This is a genomic window from Streptomyces sp. AV19, from assembly GCF_015999245.1.
Lineage (GTDB): Bacteria > Actinomycetota > Actinomycetes > Streptomycetales > Streptomycetaceae > Streptomyces.
This window is the reverse complement of sequence record NZ_JAEAMR010000020.1, coordinates 165464-183871: the sequence shown is the minus strand read 5'-3', so window position 1 is coordinate 183871 and position 18408 is coordinate 165464. Positions and strand designations below refer to the sequence as shown.

The following is an 18408-nucleotide window of genomic DNA, read 5'->3' as shown; positions in this document are numbered from 1 at the left end:
CACCGGTTCCATCCCGGTGCGGCGGTTACTTCGGGCAGGTGTCCTGGGTCACCTTGCCGCCCGGGGCGGAGGCGGTGGACGGGTCCACCGACAGGCACTGCCCGGTCCAGTTGTTGATGAACTTGTAGGCCGTCCTGCGCTCGCCTCCGACTTCGGCCTGAGTCGGGATGACGTTCCACAGCTGGCTGCCCGCGAACCAGCGGGTCTCACATCCCCACCAGAACAGCTGGGTCCCGGCCGACGGCGGGGTGCCGTTGTTGTAGGGGACCGTCAGGCACGAGCCGTTGCTGGACTTGATCTGGTAGTAGCCCTTGCCGTCGTACGAGGGCTTCTCGACCCCCCACCGGTGGCTGCTGGGCGCCTTCGACTGGCACGCGCGCTGGGTGACCAGGCCGCCGGTCTTGGAACTGTCGAACTCGGGTCCCCGCACCATGCACCGGTTGTACTTGGTGTCGACATAGGTCTTGTCGGCGTTGACCAGCCAGATCGCCTGGTGGCTGCCCTTGACGACATTGCCCTGGTTCCGGGCGATGATGTTCTCCACCAGGGCCCAGCCGGGGAAGTCCATCATGACGACACCGAGGCGGCCATTGCCCCCTCCGTCGTTCAGGTACTGCATCAGCCGGACGTTGACGCCGGGAACGGCGGGCTGGTTTCTGTGCCACCCGTATCCGCCCGCGAACCCGGCGGGCGACAGGTCGGGAACCGTGGATGCGGACGTGTACGTCACGTACATCTCACCGCTGCCGTCACGGACGGCCCGCTCGATGTTCGCCTTGACGAGGTCGAACTTCTCCGGAATGTTGGCCGGTTTCCAGTGATCCTCTTGGTGGTTGTTGAAGGAGTTGATCCCGTATTGGCCGTCGACGTGGTCGAAGCTGCCCAGCACGATCTTGCCGCGGACCTGTGAGAGGCGGGGCACCCCCGCTCTCCCCTCTACCGACGGGCGGTAGAAGAGGTCGGGGTACCGGGATACATAGTCCTTGAAGATCGATTCGATCTTCGCGCTGTCAACGGTCTTCGGATCGTTCTCGCAGTCGCCGATGCCTACCTTCTCGTTCCCGCGCGAGCATTCGGCCTTCAATCGCATGACGATCGTCTCGTTCTTGTGCTGGCCCAGGAAGTTCTGGGCCTTTTTCAGGACGTCATCGAAATTCGCCTTCTGGTAGACCTTTCCGTGGTGAACCGTGAAGTACCGGTTCTCGGTGACACGGACCCGGATGTCGACAGCACGGATGCCCCGCTCCAACTGCGCTGTCAGCGTGTTCGCGCTGTCGCCGAAGTTCTCCTGAGTCTCCGTCATGGCCGCTCCGTGAATGGAGAGGGTGTCATGGGTGCCGGGCAGGGACAGTCCCGCCAGCCAGGTGCTGCCCGCGAGGTCCTTCATCCAGTCCGCCTTCGACGCCGGCCCGAGGTCATGGTAGGCGTCGGTGAAGGTGGTCCCGCTTGCCCCGGCGGAACCGGGCGCGAGCAGTACCGCACTCATGGCGGCACCAACCGTGACCAAGTGTGTCAGCCGGCGCAGCCGCCGTCTTGGCCCGATACGGACATGGCGAGGGGAAATTCGAGGCATGGAAGTCCCTTCAAAGATCCAAAAGACGGCCAAGTTTCCCATGGGGAAACTCCAGTTGAACCCTGCGTTATCCGGACATTCCAGTACGCACAGATTCAGCCACGATGCGATCGAAGCAGAGCAGGGACGGGCTCTCACTCCTCGCCCGAAAGGCCACTCGGGTACGGTCGAGACAGGTAACCACCTGATCTTGGTGGTTGGCGCCACCCTGAGAACCGCCGAAGCCGTGCCGGTTTCCTGCTGTGCCTGCTCCCGCGTCTGCGCGAGGCTGGAGGGTGTCTGAGAAGTCCCTTGCGGGGAAGCTGACTTGGTGGTCGCTCCTTCGGGGGAGGCGGGCGGTGGCTGGTCGGCGTGCTGCGTATGTGACGGATCTGTCCGATGTGGAGGGGGAGCTTCTTTCGCCTCTTGTGCCACTGGGGTTGGTCTGTCATGCCTGGCCTGCTCGCTGCCACCATGATCGGCTGCGCAGTCCGTGAGGCTGCGCAGCCGATCATGGTGGCAGACCGGGGACGCGTCTGCTGGGTGGCGGGGTTTACGGGGCTGCTGTCGCGGCGGGGATGTCGAGGCGGGCGGCCCTGCGGGCGGGCCGGAGAGATGCGAGCAGCGCGCCTGCCAGGGCGATCAGGATGGTGAGGGCGAGGCGGCCCCAGGGCAGGACCAACTCGTAGCCCGCGACGTTCGCCTGGAGGGTGCGTACCATCGCCCAGCCGAGGAAGACGCCCATGACCGTGCCGATGCTCGCGCCGAGCACGCCGAGGAGGCGGATGACAGGTCCACAAGGCGGCCCGATCCGGTTGTGGGAGCGGATCGGGCCTGTCCTGGACGCCTCCGACACCGCCGGGGCCCCCGGGCCGGAGACCTTCACCCTGCACGCATACGGGGCCAGCGCCTGCGGCACCCCGGCCTGCCGCTGCCCCGCCCCTGATCTCCGGAACCACAAAGGACCAGGGGTGGATCACCTTGTGCGGCGGGCAGTTGAACGAGGCGCGACCGCCGCCGGCAGGCGCTGAAGCCACATCGGCCGACAACAACCGCGGCACGCGGGAGGCGGGCAGGCCGCCGCCGACGTTCACGCGGTCGTGGACGCGCCGGCCGCCCAGGGCCTTGCCCACGACGGGCAGGCACCGGGACGTCGGCCGTGGTGGAGGTGGTGGTCGTGACCAGCATGGAGGCGTACTCCACCGTCCATACCGGCACCTTGGGCGAGCGGCCGGCCGCAGCGGCCGGGTTCGCGCTCGCCCTGGTGCTGCTGCACCTGCCCTTCCGCCACACCGCCCGGGCCGCCCGGCGGATCGGGCGTCGCCCGCTCACCGCGGCGAAGGGCGAGGCACCGGGCGCCGCCGTCGGCACAGCGCATGCTGGTGGCCTGGCAGAGCCGCCTGCATGGAGACCTCGCTTGGCGCGGTCCTGGCGGCCGCGCTGCTCGGCTACCGCCTTGACTGGTGCCCGGGCGCCCGGTTCTCGCTCCCGCCAGTCGCGTACCACGCCTCGTCTTCGACGAGAGCACTGGCGTCAGGTGCGGCCGTGTCGCGTCCTCCCCGGTCGCCAGCCGTACAGCCGCGCCGAGTGATCTATCCGGGCAGCCCCGCCAGAAGTTCAGCCGGCGGTTTGGGCCGCTTCGATGAGGGCGTCAGCTGCGAGCAGACCGAGCTTATGGGAGGCGAGGGGGCTGTCGCCCGTGAGGAGTTTGCGGTCCTGGTGGGTCCTGCCCGTCATGTCTTCGTTGATGACATTCAGCCCTTGCCTGCTCAGCAGATCGGCGACGAGCCACTGCAAACGGCCGGGAAGATAGCCGATCTCGATATTCGGCCCCTCATCGAACGCGTCGGGGAAGACGCAGGCCGAGTACCCCTTGAAGGGTGATTCGTCTTTACCCAGTGAGGCAGCCAGCAGTGCAGCCGGGCCGTGGCACAAGGTGATGACGAACTTGTCATTCTCCAGGGCCCAGTCAAGCGTCTGACCCACCGCTTCACTGGTCGGCAAACCGACCATAGCGCCATGTCCTCCAGGGATGAAAACGGCGATATAGTCCGAGTCTTCTCCGAGGCTGTTGGCGGTGACATCGGAAAGTTTCTTCGGCTGCTTGAGTCTCGGCTTGACTGATTCGTATGCTGCCAGCACCGCTCTGTCTTCCCGCGGCATGGCCCACAGCTCCAGCTTCGCCGGGTAGCCCCCCACCGTAGCGACGTCAACGTCGAAGCCTGCCTCCATCATGTGATGAAGCGGGAGAAGCGTTTCGACCGGATGATTTCCCGTGGAGAACATTTTCCCGTTCTTCAGCAGAAGATAGCGCTCCTCGGCCGCAATCATCAGTACCTTCCACCTCCCCTGAGTGTAGGCGCCCTGATGTCGCACCCCATCGAAGTCGGTCTTCGGTGACACGTACCGACTCAGCGAATACGGCGAAGGGAAATACGCGTTGTCCTCGGCCGGATCCGGCGCGGGGTCTTTGCTCGGATCGTCTACGAGGTGCGACATGGTAACGACCTTCTTTCATCACCCTCCGAAAACCCTGGTGGCAATGCGATGGCTGCGCGGCCGATGAAGGCGAAACGGATGGCCAACTTATGGTGTTGAGGAATAAGGTACCGTTCGCAGGTTGATCCGGCACGTCGATCTGTCCATTCAGGTGCGTGGATCGCGGCGGTCAACGCAGACGCACCTGACCCGGAGCTGCCGGTCACCCTCGGCATACCGGGCAAGATCGCCGCCCTCCTCCGTGCCGCCGAGCCGGAGCCCGCCTGAGCCTCGCTTGTCCTCCACGTGGACGGTGTGAAGGTCAGTGCCGTCCCGGTGGCGCTTGGAACGTCCGGACAGCCCGACAGTGATCTCCGACTGATCCTGAGGTTCATCGGGGCCGATATGGATGAGGACGTCGTTGTGGTGCCCGGTGACGGCCCATCCTTCGGCGTCCTTGAGGCCGATCAGCCCAAAGTCTCCTGCTGAGGATCCGGCATGCGCCGGGCCGAACTTTTTCGTCAGCGCCACCGACCGCGACCAGGCCGCCGAGTTGGAGCGGCTGCTCGCTCCCGGCGCCCGGCCCGTCGACGTCGGCCGGACCGGCACCGAGAGCCGGTACGTCCTGGCCGACCCGGAAGGCAACGGATTCCGCCTCCTGCACGCCCGGATCCGACCCGTCTGGCCATGTCCCGGCTTTCGGCCCGGCGGACACGGTGGTTACAGCTCGTCGTGCTTGTAGTGGCTTCCCGACGTCGGCCCTCCGTCGAGCAGGTGCACGTCCGGTTGCCGGGGCAGCGCCGGTCCGGCGTTGGCGATGTCGGTGCGGTTGGCCACGGTCAACAGGCGTCGCAGTTGCTCGAGTTCGGTAACCTGGAGGTTGCCGATGCGGACGGGGTTGGTCACCGGCTGCCGGTTGCCCAGTTCGGCGAGGACCCGGGACAGGGCGCCCCAGTTGTTCTCCATGTCCAGGACGGCGGCGTTCGGCTGCGTTCCCTCGTACCACCTCAGGTCCCGGGAACCGCCACGGCGCGGTGGTTCCGCCGAGGCGGTTCCGCTGATGGACTGGGCGATCCCGTTGAAGCGGGCGGCTTCGCTGACCATTTGGACCAGGACGGTCATGGCGTGGGCGCGGTCGCGGGCCGACGCGTTGTCCCGGGCCAGCGTGCGGACGGCGTCCTCCATCGCGGGCTGTCCGAGGCGGATCTCACCGCGCCCCTGCCCGGCTGCGCCGGCGAGTTCGGTGTAGCTGCCGCCGAAGCCCGCGTCGGCGTATCCCGCGGGGCGGGGTGCGTGGTCGTCCTGGAGCCAGTAGTTCTGGTTCCGGGTGCGCCAGCCCACCACATAGAGGGTGTCGGGGCGGATCATGAGGTCGATGGCCGCGGCGTCGGCGTTCTCGCCGGGGCTCAGCCGGACGGCGAGCGGGTTCCGGTCCGCTCTGGTCCGGCGGATGCCGGAGCTGTCGGTGACGGTGCCGCGAGGTATCTCCTCGCTCACGGCATCCCGTACCTGGTTGACGAACGCCATGTACTGGTACGGGGAGTTGCTGCCGATGCCGGAGAACGTCACCTGCGGATCGGGGGCGAGGGACCGCTCGGCCCTCCGGTGGCCGGTGCCGTCCGAGACCTGGACCGCCTGGTCCGCCGCCGACGGTGCGGCCCAGGCCGTCGGGGCCGCGGCCGTCGAACCGAAGCCGGCCGCCAGGGCGGCGGTGGCGACAACGGTTCGCCAGGTCCGTCGGTGAGTCGGGCCATGGTGCGTCATTGCTTCTCCTTTCGCGCACGTTCGGATATTTCGGAGATGCCGAACGCTGCGGTGCAAGGATTTCCTTTCAGGAGAAACCGCACAATCCACCGGAGGGCGTGGAGAGGCCGTCCGCGAGGACCACATCCGGAACCACGCCGTCCATCAGCCGGCGACGCCGTTGTTCACCGGAGACGACGCGCTGCCGTCCCTGGTGGACAACGAGTGAACAACGACCGCGCTTTTTCAGGTCCGGCCCCGTGCCTGGCCGTACTTCGTCTGATCGCCGGTCAGTCCGTGGTCCCGGTGTCCTCGAAGTAGGAGTCCAGCACGGCGTCCAGTTCCGTCGCCCACTGCTTGGGCAGACTCCGGTTGGGCGCTTCGACGACGGCGTCGTAGCTGCGGCGCCTGGTGGTATGGACGGTGACGGTGAGCCGGCGGCCGAACCGGGGGACGCTCATCTCCACCGCGCCGATCTCCGGCCAGCCGAACCCGGCCGTCTCGTCGTCCAGCCGGAACGTGACGCCGGTGCTGTCGACGGTGATCGAACCGCGCCGGTCGGACACCTCGAAGACCGGGCCGTCGGCCACCGGCCGCGGCTCCTCCTCGGCGACAGCCGCCTCCGCTTCCGCCGTCGGTTCCGGTGCGGCGCGAGTATCCGGCACGGCGTCCGCCGGTACCGGGGGAGACTCCTCCGCCTCGGCAGGGCGCGGTGGGGGCAGGCCGGGGACGAACGCCGGATCGGTCCCGGCGGCGTGTACGGGCGGGCTGTTCTGACTTATGTGGTGCTCCACGGCGGCAGTATGGCCGATGAACCTGTGCGAGCGGCGGCCGGGCCGGGCCCGCAAGGCTTTGCCCCCGCCCTCGCCGCCCCTCGGCTCGGTCGCACTCCCATCGGCAGGGGCGCGGCATGCTCGTCCTCGACCCGATCCCGCTCCGAGAGGAACAGACGCTCATGGCCCAGCAAGCCCCGGTCATCGTTTCCAGCGAGTCGCCCTTCGCCAGGGACGTCTTCACCAAGCGGCATCCGGCGCTGATCGGACGGCTGGTGGAGGCCTGGCCTTTCGGCCCCGAGCAGCGCCGGGCGCTGTCCGTGCTCGCGGAGGAGAACGTCCACGGCGTGATCCGGCCGCTTCCGGACGGCGCCGCTGACGCCCGGCTCTGGCTCGACCGGGGGAGCGGCCTGTACGGCCGCCCATGGGCGGAGGTGCCGTTCCTGTGGGCGGAGTCGTTCTTCTACCGACGCCTCCTGGAGGCCACCGGCTACTTCAGGCCCGGGCCATGGCTGGGCGTCGATCCGTTCGCCCCTTTCAAGCAGGCCGAGCTCGCCGGTGAGGCGGTGTCGGCGGAGATCGCCGGGCTCGGTGAGGTCGTCGAACTGGCCGAGGAGGAGCAGGGCCGGGCCCTGCTGCTGTCGAGCCTCTGGGGCAACCGCGCCGACCTGGGCTTCCAGATCACCGCGGGGCAGGGGACCGAAGCCTCCGGTTTGGTGGCCGACGACAGCGCACGCCTGTGGGAGCTGCTCCGATCCGAGGCCGGCGGAACGGTTGCCGTGGTCGCCGACAACGCAGGCAGTGAGATGGTCGCGGACCTGGCCCTCATCGACCATCTCCTCGCGCACGGTCTGGCCGGCGAGGTCGTGCTGCACGTGAAGCCGTCGCCGTACTACGTCTCCGACGCCACGCTCGCGGACGTCGCCGACGGCCTGCGCGCGCTCCTGCTCAGCAAGGGCGAGGCCCGAGCCGCAGGGGAACGGTTGCGAGAGGCAGCCGCCCTCGGACGGTTGCGCGTGCGGGCGGACTCGTTCTTCTGCGCACCGTTCGACTACACCGCCATGCCGGAAGCCCTGCGGCACGAGTTCGCGTCGGCCGCGGTGACGATCCTGAAGGGCGACCTGAACTACCGTCGGCTGGCCGGCGACCGCTGGTGGGACCCGACGACCCCGTTCGCCGCGGCCACCGGTCACTTCCCGGGCCGGATCGCGGCACTGCGCACGCTGAAGTCCGACGTCATCGTCGGCCTCGGGACAGGAACTCTCGCGGAGCTCGGCACCACGCCGGACTGGCGGACTTCCGGCACCCACGCTGTAGTTCAGGTCCGCTCGTGAAAGGGATCCACCCCGGAGGAACACCTGCGCGGCAGGTGTCGTCCTAGCTCAACGGGTAGGTCTCCGACGGCCCGGAGCCCGGCGGGCGTTGGCCGGGGTAGATGACCTTCAGCCGGGAGAAGTACGGAGCCTTTCCGGCCCGGGGCACCGGCCGGTACACCTCCACGCGCACCCGGAACGTGTGGAAGCGGCCCCGAGCGCAGTCCGGCACGCAGTCGTTGGCGACCTGCCTGCCCACGCCGTGCGCGATGTCGGTTTTCCAGTCCGACCAACGCAGCGTGCGCAGGCCGTTGTTTCCGTCCCCGCACGCCAGCAGGTACTCACGTGGCGCGACCCGGTCGTGGCGCAGGCAGTCGACCAGGACCGGAGTCCTGCCCGGAGCGGGGCCTTCCGCGGCGCGCGAAGGGGCGGCGCCGGAAGCGGAGGCGGGCACTGCGGCGGTGGCGAGGAGAGCGCCGGCGGATACGAGGACGCCGAGCAGGCGACGGCCGGAGGACATGAGCGGTGTCCTTTCGAAGGGAATCCCGATCAGGACGGATGTGGTTGTGCCCACCAAGAAGCATCCCCAGTTCCTTGTGCACCATGTCTTGGGGGAAGGGGGCACCACGACCGTTCTCGACCGCGTCGTCCCGGAAGCGGGCTCCGACTCGGTGCCCCCGGATTGTCAGTGGCCCGTGCTTGGATGGCGTCCATGAGCGACACGACCGCGGCACCCGCCCGCTTCAAGGACCTTTGCCTGGACGCCGTCGATCACCATGCCCTGGCCGATTGGTGGTGCACGGCCATCGGCTACGCACAGCGCGCCGAGCCCGACGGCGCGGAGCGGCCGGAGCACTGGCCCGTGCCGATCGTCGATCCGGCGGGTGCCGGCCCGTTGATCTGGATCGTTCCGGTGCCCGAGCGCAAGACGGTCAAGAACCGTATGCACCTTGACGTATGGGGTGATACGGAGCGGCTCGTCGGGCTCGGAGCGACGGTGATACGCCGACGGGATCACGAGATCGAGTGGGACGTGCTGGCGGACCCGAATACGCCGGACTACCAATTCTACGGGTCAGCCCTGGTCAGCGCGTAAGAGAGCCCCGGCCAGCACTCGGGGGGAGCACCGACCGGGGCTCGTCCTCTCACCGCTGGGGCATTCCAGCGGCACCCCGCATACGAGGGCGGACCGGGGCGAGAGCCTGAGTACGTCTCTCAGATGGGGCACGGCTACCCCTTCGCTCTGGCTTGTCCGATCGGGAGGCTGTCCCCGCCCCCACCGTGCGATTCGCCGTCAGCACGGAAGGGGCGGAACCTAGGGGGTCACTCGTCGGGGAACTGGCGACGTGGCGGGTTGCTGCCCGGCGGGAAGTACACGACCCCTGAGCGCCTATCCAGCGCCCCGCCGCACTCCGTCCACCAACCCTCGGGCGAGTCCGCGTACGGGCCGTCTGGCATGTCTATGAGGCTGACTAGCTTCGGGGGCGGTAAGTGGCTCTCAGCGCGTCTGTGGACCCTCGCGGGGGCCCTCACTTGTCCCGCCCGCTCCCGGCCTCCGTGGGGTCGTCACAGTTCACATGCCGGTACGCCACGACGGGGGACCCGGACGACCGTTCCACGCTGGAGCGGCGGCAGCGCTCCAACGGTCGGATCTTCTTCCTGCACGCGGGGCACGTCTCACCCTTCGGCGCATACGTCGTGTACTCGTCCTGCCGTGCGTCTGTGTCGGCCGTCTTCGCTGCCATCGTGTCGCCGTCCCCTCGCATGGTCCGATGACGACCACGCTAGGAACAGTGGAACCCCAACTCCCAGCACCGTGCACGATGTTGCACGCCAATTAGCGGAGTCGGCCCATGGCGCTCGTGATCAGCGCTCGGGCCTTCGCACCGTGTACCGCCATGTCGGCCAGCATCGCGAACGTGTCGGCGTACGCCTTGACCTCGCTTGGCTGCGTCAGCGTGAGGTGACCAGAGACCAGCTCGACCATGACCTGTGTCGTGTCGTAGATCCAGAACCCTTCTACTGGCATCCGGGACCGGCCAAGCCGTGTCGGCACCACGCCCAGGCTGACGCTAGGTAGTGAGCCGCCTGTGAGCGCAAGCAGGTGCTCCAGTTGTTCAAGCTGCGTGTCCGCGTTACCCAGGCTGTTCCGTAGAACCGACTCCTCCACCAGGAACGCGAAGCGGCGGTCACCCTCGTACAACACGCGCTGACGCTCCATGCGGACGGCCACGGCATCGGCCACGTCATCGACCGTGACCCGCCGTCGCTGGACAGCGCGCAACACGGCTTCCGTGTAGCCGTGGGTCTGGATCAGGCCGGGCACGAGCCACGAGGAGTAGGCACGGAAACGGTGCGTCCGCTCGAACAGGGGTAGGACGGCCTCTTGGGCGCGTCGGAGCCCCGCACGCTCCATCCGGCGCCATTCCACCCACATGCCCTCGGCTGCCCGGAGCGAGGCAAGCAGGTCCTCTGTCTGGTCCTCTGCGCCGGTCGCCCGGCACCACGCCCGAATGTCGTCAGGGGAGGGGGGCGTACGGCCGTTCATGATCCGCGACGACTTGGAACGGCTCCACGCGCAGCGATCCGCGATGTCCTGGCCGGTCATCCCAGCATCCCGGCACAGCTCAGCGAGACGATTCGCGAGAGCCTGCCGGGCCTGCTGAGCGCTTGAAGAGGGTGAGACGGCCATGGGTCAGCGGGGCCGGTACTCCTCGTGAGGAGTCGCCCGTTCCCACACGGCCTCGAACGCCGACCTCACCAGCTCCACGACGGCCGGTTCGGTGCACCACTCCCGGTCAACGACATCCCCGACGCCGGAAAAGTACGTGAACAGCACCGACGTGCCGTCGAACATCCACAGATCAGTACCGGGCAACGCAATGTCTGCCGCTCTGCGTCGGGGCAGCCAGCGGACCAGCTCACCCGCCGCCACGTTGGCGAACGTCATGTCGTGCTCATACCGGATGTAGTCCGTGACGGGCTCGGACACGATCCGGGCACGCCGCATCACCACACCGCGCGCTGTCGTCTCGCCTACCAAGTCATGCCAAGTTCCCCACCAGTCAGGCAACTTGGCGGGATCGCCGTCGTACCGGTGGCCAGCGCGCCAACGGGCGAACTCCGCGTCATCCGGGGTGTAGCCGTCGCGCATCTCCAGATGCACGGCGGAGTGCTGAGCCTTGGCCAGCCCCTCACGTACGGGGTACTTCACCGGTGCTGCCTTCCGGTCGCGGGATGTACTGGAGCATGACCTTGGGGAGCCGGATGATCGTCTCGTGATCCGGCACATCCGTGGAGTGACCGGGGACCGAACCGATCTCCTGGCACGCCTTCACCTCTTCCTCGGTCGCCTTGTACGACTGGATCAGGAGATCCCCCGTCTCCTCGTCCAGCCAGATCGTGGGGGAGTCATCAACCGGAGTGTTCGGGATGATCCCCAGGAACCTTAGAGTCACGTTCGCTCCCGCTGTCGAGTCGGTTGCACAGGTGTGCACGAGCGTCACCCCTCCGGTTGATCAGCGCAAGAGGGCGTCGGGAACGGGAACGGGCCTACGAATCGCAGGGGCCCAACTCCCGTGCGCTGCTTGGGCGGACCCCGCAGCCGGCCCGAAAGCCCCCGTCAGCCACCCCAGCGAGGGAGCGGCCAACGGGGGTCAGTCAGGCAGTACGAGCCGCATAGCGGGCACGCTTCCGGGCGAGGACCGTGTCTCGGTTCTGCCAGTAGTGAGCCCGCATGGAGGCCCGGACGCACGCCTTGCAGTCGTACCGGAGCCCGTCCGGAGCGTGGGACAGCGCGTAGAACTCCGAGCGGGGGCGATACGCCCCGCACCGGCAACAGGGCTTCGTGGTCACGCTCCACCTCCCGCGAACAGCCACCCGTACCGCTCCCTGAGTAGCGGGTCATCGGCGAGGGGCAGTACCTCATGGGCCGTCGCCGGGCAGCGCCGCACGTCGTACGTCCGGCGGCAGTTGCACACGATCTCAGTGAGGGGCGCCGCATCCCGCTTTCGGCGGGGGCCACGCCTCACAGCGCCGCCTCGACAGCGCGGGCACGGTCCCAACGCTTGCGGGCCGCCTCGCTTGCCCTCACGGACTGCGCCGACCGGTGAGCCTGCCCGCTGGCCGACTGCCCCAGTGAAGCGGCGTCAACGCCCGCTGAGGGCCCCTCGTCGGGGAAGAGGTCCCGATAGATCCGAGCTGCCTTCTCGCGGGCGACGATCGCTGTCCGTACGCCCGGATGCTCGACCATCTGGCCTGTGCTGCCGGGGATCATCCGGCCGTCAGCACGTACCTGCGCGTCCGACTCGTCAGCCTCGGCCATCAGGGCGTCAGCGATGGTGAGCAGCGCGCGGTGAGCGGGCTCAAGTTCGTACTCGGCGGCGAACTCGGGTTGATATCTGGTCATGGTTCATGGGTCCTAATTGAGTGTCAGGGAAAAACGGGACGCATTCCGCATGCGCAGCGGGAGACTTTTGTTATTTGCTACCGCTCTGGGTAAGAGGTCGAAGGGGTCCCTCCCCAGGTGGTACAGGGGGGCTAGCAACCTCAGCGTGTCTTCAACTCGCCTGTGGTGTGCGGTAGTTGTGAGATACGTCCTTCTTGAGGCGCTTGTAAGAGCGAGCAGAGATGACGACACCATGACGGTCAGCCATCTCGCCGAGAGCCTTCTTGTGGTCGCGCGAGAGATAAGCCGAATCGGTCAACTCGGCTTCGATCTCTAGCAGTCGCTTAGCGTCCGCTTCTCCATCAGGGCGGCGGGATACGGCGTGTGCAACTGAAAGCCATGCATCACACGCAGCGCCACAGAACATATGGAATGTGCCAGCAGTGCGAACAGCGCGAGGACGGTTGCAGCCATGGCGAAAACAGGCAGCAATGTTGGGCATTTGATAGTCCTTCTATGGGTGGCCCCCGAGTGGGCAGGGGGCGGGGTAGGGGGGTGCCGCGATGACACCCCCCCCACCTGAATTACTTGGGCGGCTCAACATCCGGGAAGTCAGAAAGGCGTACAGTCAGCGCATTCTGATAGCCCCCGCTGTCCTGGTAAAGGGCGCACCTGCGGGCAGCATTTCGAGTCTCCGTAACCGGGTCCTGCCGATCACGGCGATCCCAAGAATTCCGACGCCGTTCCAAAATCCGGATATCCTCCTTGAATACTTCTGGAGTGCCGCGCACGTAATCGGGGGGTACCAGCACATCCATGGTGGTCCGTCGTGGAGTGAGCTTCTTGGCCCGTGCCGTAATCCACTCCTCGTCTATGCGGAAACAGGCGACGCGAAGGGCCTCAAGGCCGTCAGCGGCAGCCTGAGCCGCTTCAATGGCGTCGGCGGCCTTCTCCAGCGTCCGCTTCGCATTCGGCAGCTCAGTGACCACGTGGGCGGCCGTACGGTCCCGCCAGTCGTGCCGCTCGCTGTGTAGGCGGGCTTCGTACACGCCCCGGAGACGCATGGCGCGGGACCAGAGGGCATCCCGCTCCGCAATGGCGTCCCGCACCTTCGGCGCTAGCGCTCGCTGCTCCTTGTCCACTCGCGCCGAAACAGCGGGAGCGGGCTTACCGGCATTCACGGCCTCGGCAACCTCACGCTCCGCTTCCTCCGGAATGGCGTGGTACTCGCAAGCCAGCTCATAGGCGGCGTCCTCCGCTGCCTCCAACTGGTCCAGTCCTGCGCGAAGTTCGGTCAGCGCATCGGTCACCGACTCGGGAGCCAGTGAGAGGGGGAGGCCATGTTCAGGGGTAGGGATGCTGTCTACGTCAGAGTTCCACGGGGAATCCCAGGGAAGCGGGACGTTGTTGTGATCGGTCGTTGCAGTCATAGTTTCGGTTCCTTGCTTGCTACTTGGAGGGGGTAATCGTTGTGACTTCCCGGCCATTCCTGACGCGGGTTACGTGAGTGCCGTCCGTCTTCTCGGAGCGGGTTACGGTCCCGCTTCCTCCGCGAGTTCGGACCAGTCCGCCCCGTGTCCGCTGGATCAGTTCAGCGGCCAGCGCGGCAGGGTCGTACTTCTCGGCCTCCTGCGGCTTGGCGGGCTTGGCGGGGGTGCTGGAATCCGCCTTGCTGGGTCCAGGTGTCGGTTCGGAGTCATCCGCCTCAAGTCCCTCTGTACTCCCGCCATTTCGGATGGCGGCAGCGCGCAGGATGCGGCGAACCTCGGGGTCCTCGACTCGGCCTGACTCAGCGACACGGCGGGCGAGTTCGCGCGGGCTCTCGGTCCTCTGCTTTGCTGCCGTCTTGGCCTGAATGTCAGCGCGCGTGTCGAGAATTGCCCTGGCCTTCTCCAGGCCGTGCACGACAATTATCAGCTCTCTTGGCGGTTCAACTCCCGCTTGCTGGTAAGCCTTGAGGGTTTCTGCGGCTAGCTTCCAATTCTGCTTCCAGGCGTCCTTCTGTGCTGTCGTTACCATCGCTTGTCCTTGAATATCCGGGTACGAAAAAGCCCCCTTACGTGCCGGGTCTCTGCCTAGACCACAGCGCGTAAGGGGGCTACTCGACAGGGGCACCGCCAAAGCGCGTGCAACTCGCTGCCGAAGAATGGGAGGTGTTCGCGGAGGCAGCCGCGATGGGTGGGCGAGCGAGCCCCGGAGGCATGGCTAACCGCCGGGACTCACCAGGCGCACCCAGCAAGGAAGGAATGCCCACAGACCAGAGAGTGAGTCTGTTACATGCCCTCACCTACGAGTTAACGAGTGGGATGCCCGCGCGCCTACAGCGAGGGGGCATCGTCTCCCGGGTGGGGGCAAAAAAGTGGTCGCCTCTCTAAACCTCCCTATACGTATAGAGAGGTTTGTATGAGGGGTCCCTTTTTTGCCCCCTGCTCGGTCTACGGCGCTACTCGCTGAAGATGCCCGGCCCGCTGATACCGGCGGGGGTGTCGGGAACTTGCACCGGGCCCCCGTACTCCGGCATCAACCGAATTCCCCTCAGGAACTTGGTTCCCTGCACCTTGACTTCCTCGCAGCCGTTCTCATGAAGTCGGAATTTTACGAACTGTGGGGTGAACCGATTGGTTGCCAAGCCGTTCTGCTGCTTCCAGTCCTTCAACTCGCGGTTGAAGTCAGAGCGTTTGGTTTTGGCCTCGCTGTCGAACGTGAACAGGTCGTCAATCAGCGGGGCAAGCGGGTTGACCTTTTCGCGGTGCTCCCGCGTCGTAGCCTCCACCGATTCCGGGGACCTCAGTCCCTCGCTGTAGTACCGGACAGCTCCCCGGATGACCCATGCGGCTATGCCCTCGGCCTCCGCCGTCAAGCTGGCGTCTAGGCCCCGGTCCTCGCGGCCCATGAACGTCTCGGTGAACTCAACGGCCCGCACTCGGGCCCAGATTGCGTTACCGGCGCTGCGGAACTCGGGGAGGTAGTTGGACTGAAGGACGATGAGATACCGGGGCACGTACTCAAATGTCTTGGCGTACAGGTGCCTTGCTGTGATCGAGTCGCCGCCCGCGTGGCGTTTCAGCATCTCGTCATCCATGGGTACACCCTCGGAACCCTCGGAGGCCGTGACGATGCGCGCCCCGTACAGTCGGGCCATGTCCTCTGTGTGTGCGCCGCTGTTTTTCTCGAACACGGAGAACGCCACGTCACGGACAAGACCTGTGCCGAACGTGGCTTTCATGGCGCGCATGATGGTGCCCTTGCCGTTCCGGCCCTTGTCGCCGAACCAGACGGCGAATGCGTGTTCTCGGTTCTCGCCGCTGATTCCATAGCCCAACAGGGTTTGCATGTACGGGATTACGTCCGGGGTCCTCGGGAACACCTCGGCGAGGAACCGTTCCCATGTCGGGCATTCGGCGTCGGGCCGGTAGTCGATGGGTGCTGCCTGCGTGATGAGGTCTGCCGGATCGTGCGGGCGGAGTTCGCCGGTCCGCAGGTCAACGGTCCCGTTCTGGAACGCCACCAGGTGTGACGCCCCGTCCACGTCCTCAACTCGTGCTGTCATGCGGGGAAGTGCCCGGAGTTCTCGCGCGATGTGCGTTCGGTTGAACGTACGGCGGAGTTCCAGCGCTGCCCCCGCCGCCCACATGGAGCCGTTGCCAGCCTCTTTGAACAGGCGCAATGACGCTTCGGTGCACGCTTGTAGGGCGGGGTCGTCCTTGTGGCCGGTCTCCCATACCTTGCCGCTGAACGTGAGCCATCCAAGCTCGGGCACGAACTTGAGGCGTCCGGCAGACTGCTCAGCGACGAACTCGGCGTAGTCCACGTGTCGGATGGGGCTGTCTGCGTTACTGGACAGCCGCGATTCCCAGCTCGGGTCAAGTCGGGTCACTGGGCACCGCCCGTGAAGTGGCGGGCCTGGTTCATTGCGGCCTCAGCCTGCCGCTGATCGCGGGTCTTGCGAGCGGGCTTGGCCGGTGTTGCCTCTCGTTCCTTGGCCTGCCGCTGAACCTGGTTGCAGGTGGCGAGCAGGGCGGCGAGTCCGGGGTACTCCTCGCGCTTCTCGTAGGCGTCCCTGGCCCGCTGTGCGCCCAGGCGGGCTGCGTCGGCGAGTGGGGCGGCCTGCTGGGTGAGTGCCCAGGCAAGGGCTTCGTCCGCGAGGGGGTTGTACTCGGTCATGGTGCTGTCTTTCTGTCGGTGTGGCTTGTCAGTGGTTGGGGGTGCCGTATCGGCTGCGCCGGTAGTAGGCGGCGTCACGGCATGAGCGGGAGCACCAGCGGGGGCGCTGTCCTCGTCCGCAGTAGGTCTTGAGGGGTTGTCCGCAGTCGCACTTGGTGCGCATGGGCGCTGTCCTCCGTTGCATCGGAATCAGGGGCAAACGAAAGGCACCCTCCGGCGGGGAAGGTGCCTTCGATGTCCTCAAGCGAGTCGGATGCTCAGCGGCCGTGAGCGGGCATGGCAAAGCCCCCGGCGTCCTCAAGAGCGGCGTTCACGTAGTCGGCTGCTTCGGTCAGGGCGTCGTCCTGCACGCTGAACATCACGCGGGATTCGTCCAGCCGTCGCCACCCGCCGCGTGTTCCCCGCTTCACGGTCAGGTGCGCCCCCGCCCCGGTGAGCATCCGGCGCCGCTGTGTCGTGTCCGCTTCCGACCACTCGTCGGCGTACGTGCGTCCCGTGCTGATGACCTCGCGGTGTGGCTCCACCTTCGGCGTCTCCTCCAGGACAGCGAGGCGGGCGTCAAGGGCGTCTGCTCGGCGCTGCCAGGCTTCCCGTGCCGCCTTGCTCCGCTGTCGCCCTTCCTGGCGCTGGTGCTCCTCGTACTCCGTCAGCGTGGCGGCGATCTCCGGGGCGGGGTCGTAGCCGGGTGTCTCGATCACGTGCGTCACGGGCAGCGCGCCGACAAGCGCCAGGAACTCACGGGTCACGTACTCGTCCGCCCAGTCCCCGCGCACGTTCGCCGGGGCCTCGCACAGGTCGCCCCGCGCGTGACTGTTGCACTTGTACGTAGGGGCCTGATTCGCCTTGCTGGCCTGCTTGTTGAGGTACATACGCCCGGCGCAGCTCACGCAGTGAATGACGCCCAGCAACAGGGCGTTGGTGTCCTTGCGCTCACGGCTGTTGTCCAGCGCGCGGGAGTCGAGCAGCGCGCCCACGGTGTCGTACTCGGCGCGGGTCAGGACCGGCTCAGCGGTCGACATGATCGGCGCACCCTCGCTGTCCCGGACGGGCTTGCCGTCGTGCATCTTCCAGCCGAGCAACGCCGGGGAGCGCAACAGCTTCGTGATCGCGTTCGGGGTCCACTTGAAGCGCTCCCGCATCACGGCCTTCTGCCCCTTGGCGCCACCGGTTCGGCCTCCCGTCGTCCGGCCCTTGCGCAGCGCCCAGTGATCGCGCGGGGACGGGACACCCTCGGCATTCAGCGAAGCGGCTACCGCGCTGACCGTAGCGCCGCCCAACAGGTCACGAATGATCCGCTCCAGTACCGCCACGGCTTCCGGGTCCTGCACCAGCGTCCAGCCCCCGCCGTCCAGCTCAGCGGGCACGTAGCCGTACGGCGGACGGGAACCGCGCCAGCGGAACGGCATGACGCGCATGGCGGCCTGTGCCCCAAGGACGCGCTCCGCGATGCTCTGCGCCTCCATCTGCGCTGCGAACGCCAGAAGGGTGGCGATCAGCTCACCCACGACGTTGGACATGTCGAGTTCCAGGCGTGACCCGCCGGGCCCCTCGGCGAAGACCAGCCGCTTGCCGTGCTTGCGCGCCCAGCCCACCAGCGCGGACATGTCGGCCATGGACCGTACGGCCCTGTCCAGCCTCCAAAACAAGATCACGTCGAAGTCATCGGGGCGGGCCAGCCACTCACCCAGCTCGGGCCGCTCAAACGGCGTCGTCTTGGACGCGCTCACCCCGAGGTCTACGGCCTGGCCGATGACCCGCGCGCCGATGGATGCGGCGGCCCTCTCGTTGGCTTCGCGCTGACGGCCAGGGGACGTGGTTTCGTCGGTCTCGACTGACAGACGGATTGCGGACAGAGCACGGGGCTGATCGGTTTCCGGGTACACACCCCCGGTTAGAGCGCCGAACGCCGCACCGGCCTTGACCTGCGCTGTTGCCACCATCGGGACGCATCTCCAGAACCGCTAGACATGCGTATTCGGAGATCCGGAGGGGAACGAG

Annotated in this window: 20 protein-coding genes and 1 pseudogene; 3 read left to right on the top strand and 18 right to left on the bottom strand. The window is 67.0% G+C overall.

Going from position 1 to position 18408, the window contains the following annotated elements; genetic code table 11:
• Positions 1 to 25: 25 nt before the first annotated feature.
• The 4 genes from I5Q34_RS27740 to I5Q34_RS35110 form a co-directional block, all read right to left on the bottom strand.
• Positions 26 to 1486, bottom strand: a complete 1461-nt coding sequence (locus I5Q34_RS27740; RefSeq protein ID WP_199895179.1) for a phosphatidylinositol-specific phospholipase C domain-containing protein — start codon at positions 1484 to 1486, stop codon at positions 26 to 28.
• 619 nt (positions 1487 to 2105) lie between these two features.
• Positions 2106 to 2324 (bottom strand): FtsX-like permease family protein, encoded by a 219-nt coding sequence (locus tag I5Q34_RS27735; protein ID WP_199895178.1) that lies wholly within the window; start codon positions 2322 to 2324, stop codon positions 2106 to 2108.
• A gap of 845 nt (positions 2325 to 3169) precedes the next feature.
• Positions 3170 to 4051, bottom strand: a complete 882-nt coding sequence (gene hchA, locus I5Q34_RS27725) for a glyoxalase III HchA (protein ID WP_199895177.1) — start codon at positions 4049 to 4051, stop codon at positions 3170 to 3172.
• A gap of 147 nt (positions 4052 to 4198) precedes the next feature.
• The gene (locus tag I5Q34_RS35110; protein WP_234429668.1) at positions 4199 to 4561 is read right to left on the bottom strand and encodes a hypothetical protein; all 363 of its coding nucleotides are present in this window, start codon (positions 4559 to 4561) and stop codon (positions 4199 to 4201) included.
• On the opposite strand from I5Q34_RS35110, the pseudogene I5Q34_RS27715 reads away from it, so the two are divergent.
• Positions 4551 to 4772, top strand: a pseudogene (locus I5Q34_RS27715) (VOC family protein); the annotation flags it as partial. The gene I5Q34_RS35110 and the pseudogene I5Q34_RS27715 sit on opposite strands and share 11 nt — an antisense overlap.
• On the opposite strand, the gene I5Q34_RS27710 reads toward I5Q34_RS27715, so the two are convergent.
• Complete coding sequence (locus tag I5Q34_RS27710) at positions 4751 to 5794, bottom strand: ribosome-inactivating family protein (RefSeq protein WP_199895175.1); 1044 nt, start codon at positions 5792 to 5794, stop codon at positions 4751 to 4753. The pseudogene I5Q34_RS27715 and the gene I5Q34_RS27710 overlap by 22 nt on opposite strands.
• 269 nt (positions 5795 to 6063) lie before the next feature.
• Positions 6064 to 6567 (bottom strand): hypothetical protein, encoded by a 504-nt coding sequence (locus tag I5Q34_RS27705; protein WP_199895174.1) that lies wholly within the window; start codon positions 6565 to 6567, stop codon positions 6064 to 6066.
• A gap of 161 nt (positions 6568 to 6728) precedes the next feature.
• Here I5Q34_RS27705 and I5Q34_RS27700 point away from each other — a divergent pair, with 161 nt between their 5' ends.
• Positions 6729 to 7880, top strand: a complete 1152-nt coding sequence (locus I5Q34_RS27700) for a damage-control phosphatase ARMT1 family protein (protein WP_199895173.1) — start codon at positions 6729 to 6731, stop codon at positions 7878 to 7880.
• A 43-nt stretch (positions 7881 to 7923) separates the two neighbouring features.
• Here the strand turns inward: I5Q34_RS27700 and I5Q34_RS27695 are convergent, their stop codons facing one another.
• On the bottom strand, positions 7924 to 8379 hold the full coding sequence (locus I5Q34_RS27695) for a hypothetical protein (protein WP_199895172.1): 456 nt from the start codon (positions 8377 to 8379) through the stop codon (positions 7924 to 7926).
• Between the two features lie 192 nt (positions 8380 to 8571).
• Between I5Q34_RS27695 and I5Q34_RS27690 the strand changes: the two genes are divergently transcribed.
• Complete coding sequence (locus I5Q34_RS27690) at positions 8572 to 8955, top strand: VOC family protein (protein WP_199895171.1); 384 nt, start codon at positions 8572 to 8574, stop codon at positions 8953 to 8955.
• A 741-nt stretch (positions 8956 to 9696) separates the two neighbouring features.
• On the opposite strand, the gene I5Q34_RS27685 is transcribed toward I5Q34_RS27690, so the two are convergent.
• From I5Q34_RS27685 to I5Q34_RS27640, 11 genes are all read right to left on the bottom strand, one after another.
• Entirely contained in the window at positions 9697 to 10551 is an 855-nt protein-coding gene (locus I5Q34_RS27685; RefSeq protein WP_199895170.1) for a helix-turn-helix transcriptional regulator, read from the bottom strand.
• A 3-nt stretch (positions 10552 to 10554) separates the two neighbouring features.
• The gene (locus I5Q34_RS27680) at positions 10555 to 11073 is read right to left on the bottom strand and encodes a DUF6879 family protein (RefSeq protein ID WP_199895169.1); all 519 of its coding nucleotides are present in this window, start codon (positions 11071 to 11073) and stop codon (positions 10555 to 10557) included.
• Positions 11054 to 11317, bottom strand: coding sequence for a hypothetical protein (locus I5Q34_RS27675; RefSeq protein WP_199895168.1), 264 nt, complete (start codon positions 11315 to 11317; stop codon positions 11054 to 11056). The genes I5Q34_RS27680 and I5Q34_RS27675 overlap by 20 nt, the downstream gene beginning before the upstream one ends.
• A gap of 569 nt (positions 11318 to 11886) precedes the next feature.
• On the bottom strand, positions 11887 to 12267 hold the full coding sequence (locus tag I5Q34_RS27670; protein ID WP_199895167.1) for a hypothetical protein: 381 nt from the start codon (positions 12265 to 12267) through the stop codon (positions 11887 to 11889).
• Positions 12268 to 12418: 151 nt separating this feature from the next.
• Positions 12419 to 12748: a hypothetical protein gene (locus I5Q34_RS27665; protein ID WP_199895166.1), complete on the bottom strand. Its 330-nt coding sequence runs from the start codon at positions 12746 to 12748 to the stop codon at positions 12419 to 12421.
• A gap of 82 nt (positions 12749 to 12830) precedes the next feature.
• A complete protein-coding gene (locus I5Q34_RS27660; protein WP_199895165.1) occupies positions 12831 to 13676 on the bottom strand; it encodes a hypothetical protein in 846 nt (281 codons plus the stop codon).
• A gap of 19 nt (positions 13677 to 13695) precedes the next feature.
• The gene (locus tag I5Q34_RS27655; protein WP_199895164.1) at positions 13696 to 14265 is read right to left on the bottom strand and encodes a hypothetical protein; all 570 of its coding nucleotides are present in this window, start codon (positions 14263 to 14265) and stop codon (positions 13696 to 13698) included.
• 424 nt (positions 14266 to 14689) lie between these two features.
• Positions 14690 to 16057 carry a phage/plasmid primase, P4 family gene (locus tag I5Q34_RS27650; RefSeq protein ID WP_199895163.1) on the bottom strand — a complete coding sequence of 456 codons (1368 nt, stop codon included), beginning with the start codon at positions 16055 to 16057 and terminating at the stop codon, positions 14690 to 14692.
• Positions 16058 to 16119: 62 nt separating this feature from the next.
• Positions 16120 to 16410, bottom strand: a complete 291-nt coding sequence (locus I5Q34_RS27645; protein WP_199895162.1) for a hypothetical protein — start codon at positions 16408 to 16410, stop codon at positions 16120 to 16122.
• Positions 16411 to 16438: 28 nt separating this feature from the next.
• Complete coding sequence (locus tag I5Q34_RS35615) at positions 16439 to 16573, bottom strand: hypothetical protein (protein ID WP_267912036.1); 135 nt, start codon at positions 16571 to 16573, stop codon at positions 16439 to 16441.
• A gap of 94 nt (positions 16574 to 16667) precedes the next feature.
• A complete protein-coding gene (locus I5Q34_RS27640) occupies positions 16668 to 18350 on the bottom strand; it encodes a recombinase family protein (RefSeq protein WP_199895161.1) in 1683 nt (560 codons plus the stop codon).
• Between the last annotated feature and the right edge of the window lie 58 nt (positions 18351 to 18408).

Excerpts from the sequence above, each read along its gene's own strand:
- I5Q34_RS27740 (WP_199895179.1), bottom strand. The coding sequence starts at position 1,486 with ATGAGTGCGGTACTGCTCGCGCCCGGTTCCGCCGGGGCAAGCGGGACC.
- I5Q34_RS27665 (WP_199895166.1), bottom strand. The coding sequence starts at position 12,748 with ATGCCCAACATTGCTGCCTGTTTTCGCCATGGCTGCAACCGTCCTCGC.
- I5Q34_RS27670 (WP_199895167.1), bottom strand. The coding sequence starts at position 12,267 with ATGACCAGATATCAACCCGAGTTCGCCGCCGAGTACGAACTTGAGCCC.
- I5Q34_RS27685 (WP_199895170.1), bottom strand. The coding sequence starts at position 10,551 with ATGGCCGTCTCACCCTCTTCAAGCGCTCAGCAGGCCCGGCAGGCTCTC.
- I5Q34_RS35615 (WP_267912036.1), bottom strand. The coding sequence starts at position 16,573 with ATGCGCACCAAGTGCGACTGCGGACAACCCCTCAAGACCTACTGCGGA.
- hchA (WP_199895177.1), bottom strand. The coding sequence starts at position 4,051 with ATGTCGCACCTCGTAGACGATCCGAGCAAAGACCCCGCGCCGGATCCG.
- I5Q34_RS27710 (WP_199895175.1), bottom strand. The coding sequence starts at position 5,794 with ATGACGCACCATGGCCCGACTCACCGACGGACCTGGCGAACCGTTGTC.
- I5Q34_RS27700 (WP_199895173.1), top strand. The coding sequence starts at position 6,729 with ATGGCCCAGCAAGCCCCGGTCATCGTTTCCAGCGAGTCGCCCTTCGCC.
- I5Q34_RS27645 (WP_199895162.1), bottom strand. The coding sequence starts at position 16,410 with ATGACCGAGTACAACCCCCTCGCGGACGAAGCCCTTGCCTGGGCACTC.
- I5Q34_RS27660 (WP_199895165.1), bottom strand. The coding sequence starts at position 13,676 with ATGACTGCAACGACCGATCACAACAACGTCCCGCTTCCCTGGGATTCC.
- I5Q34_RS27655 (WP_199895164.1), bottom strand. The coding sequence starts at position 14,265 with ATGGTAACGACAGCACAGAAGGACGCCTGGAAGCAGAATTGGAAGCTA.
- I5Q34_RS27695 (WP_199895172.1), bottom strand. The coding sequence starts at position 8,379 with ATGTCCTCCGGCCGTCGCCTGCTCGGCGTCCTCGTATCCGCCGGCGCT.
- I5Q34_RS27690 (WP_199895171.1), top strand. The coding sequence starts at position 8,572 with ATGAGCGACACGACCGCGGCACCCGCCCGCTTCAAGGACCTTTGCCTG.
- I5Q34_RS27640 (WP_199895161.1), bottom strand. The coding sequence starts at position 18,350 with ATGGTGGCAACAGCGCAGGTCAAGGCCGGTGCGGCGTTCGGCGCTCTA.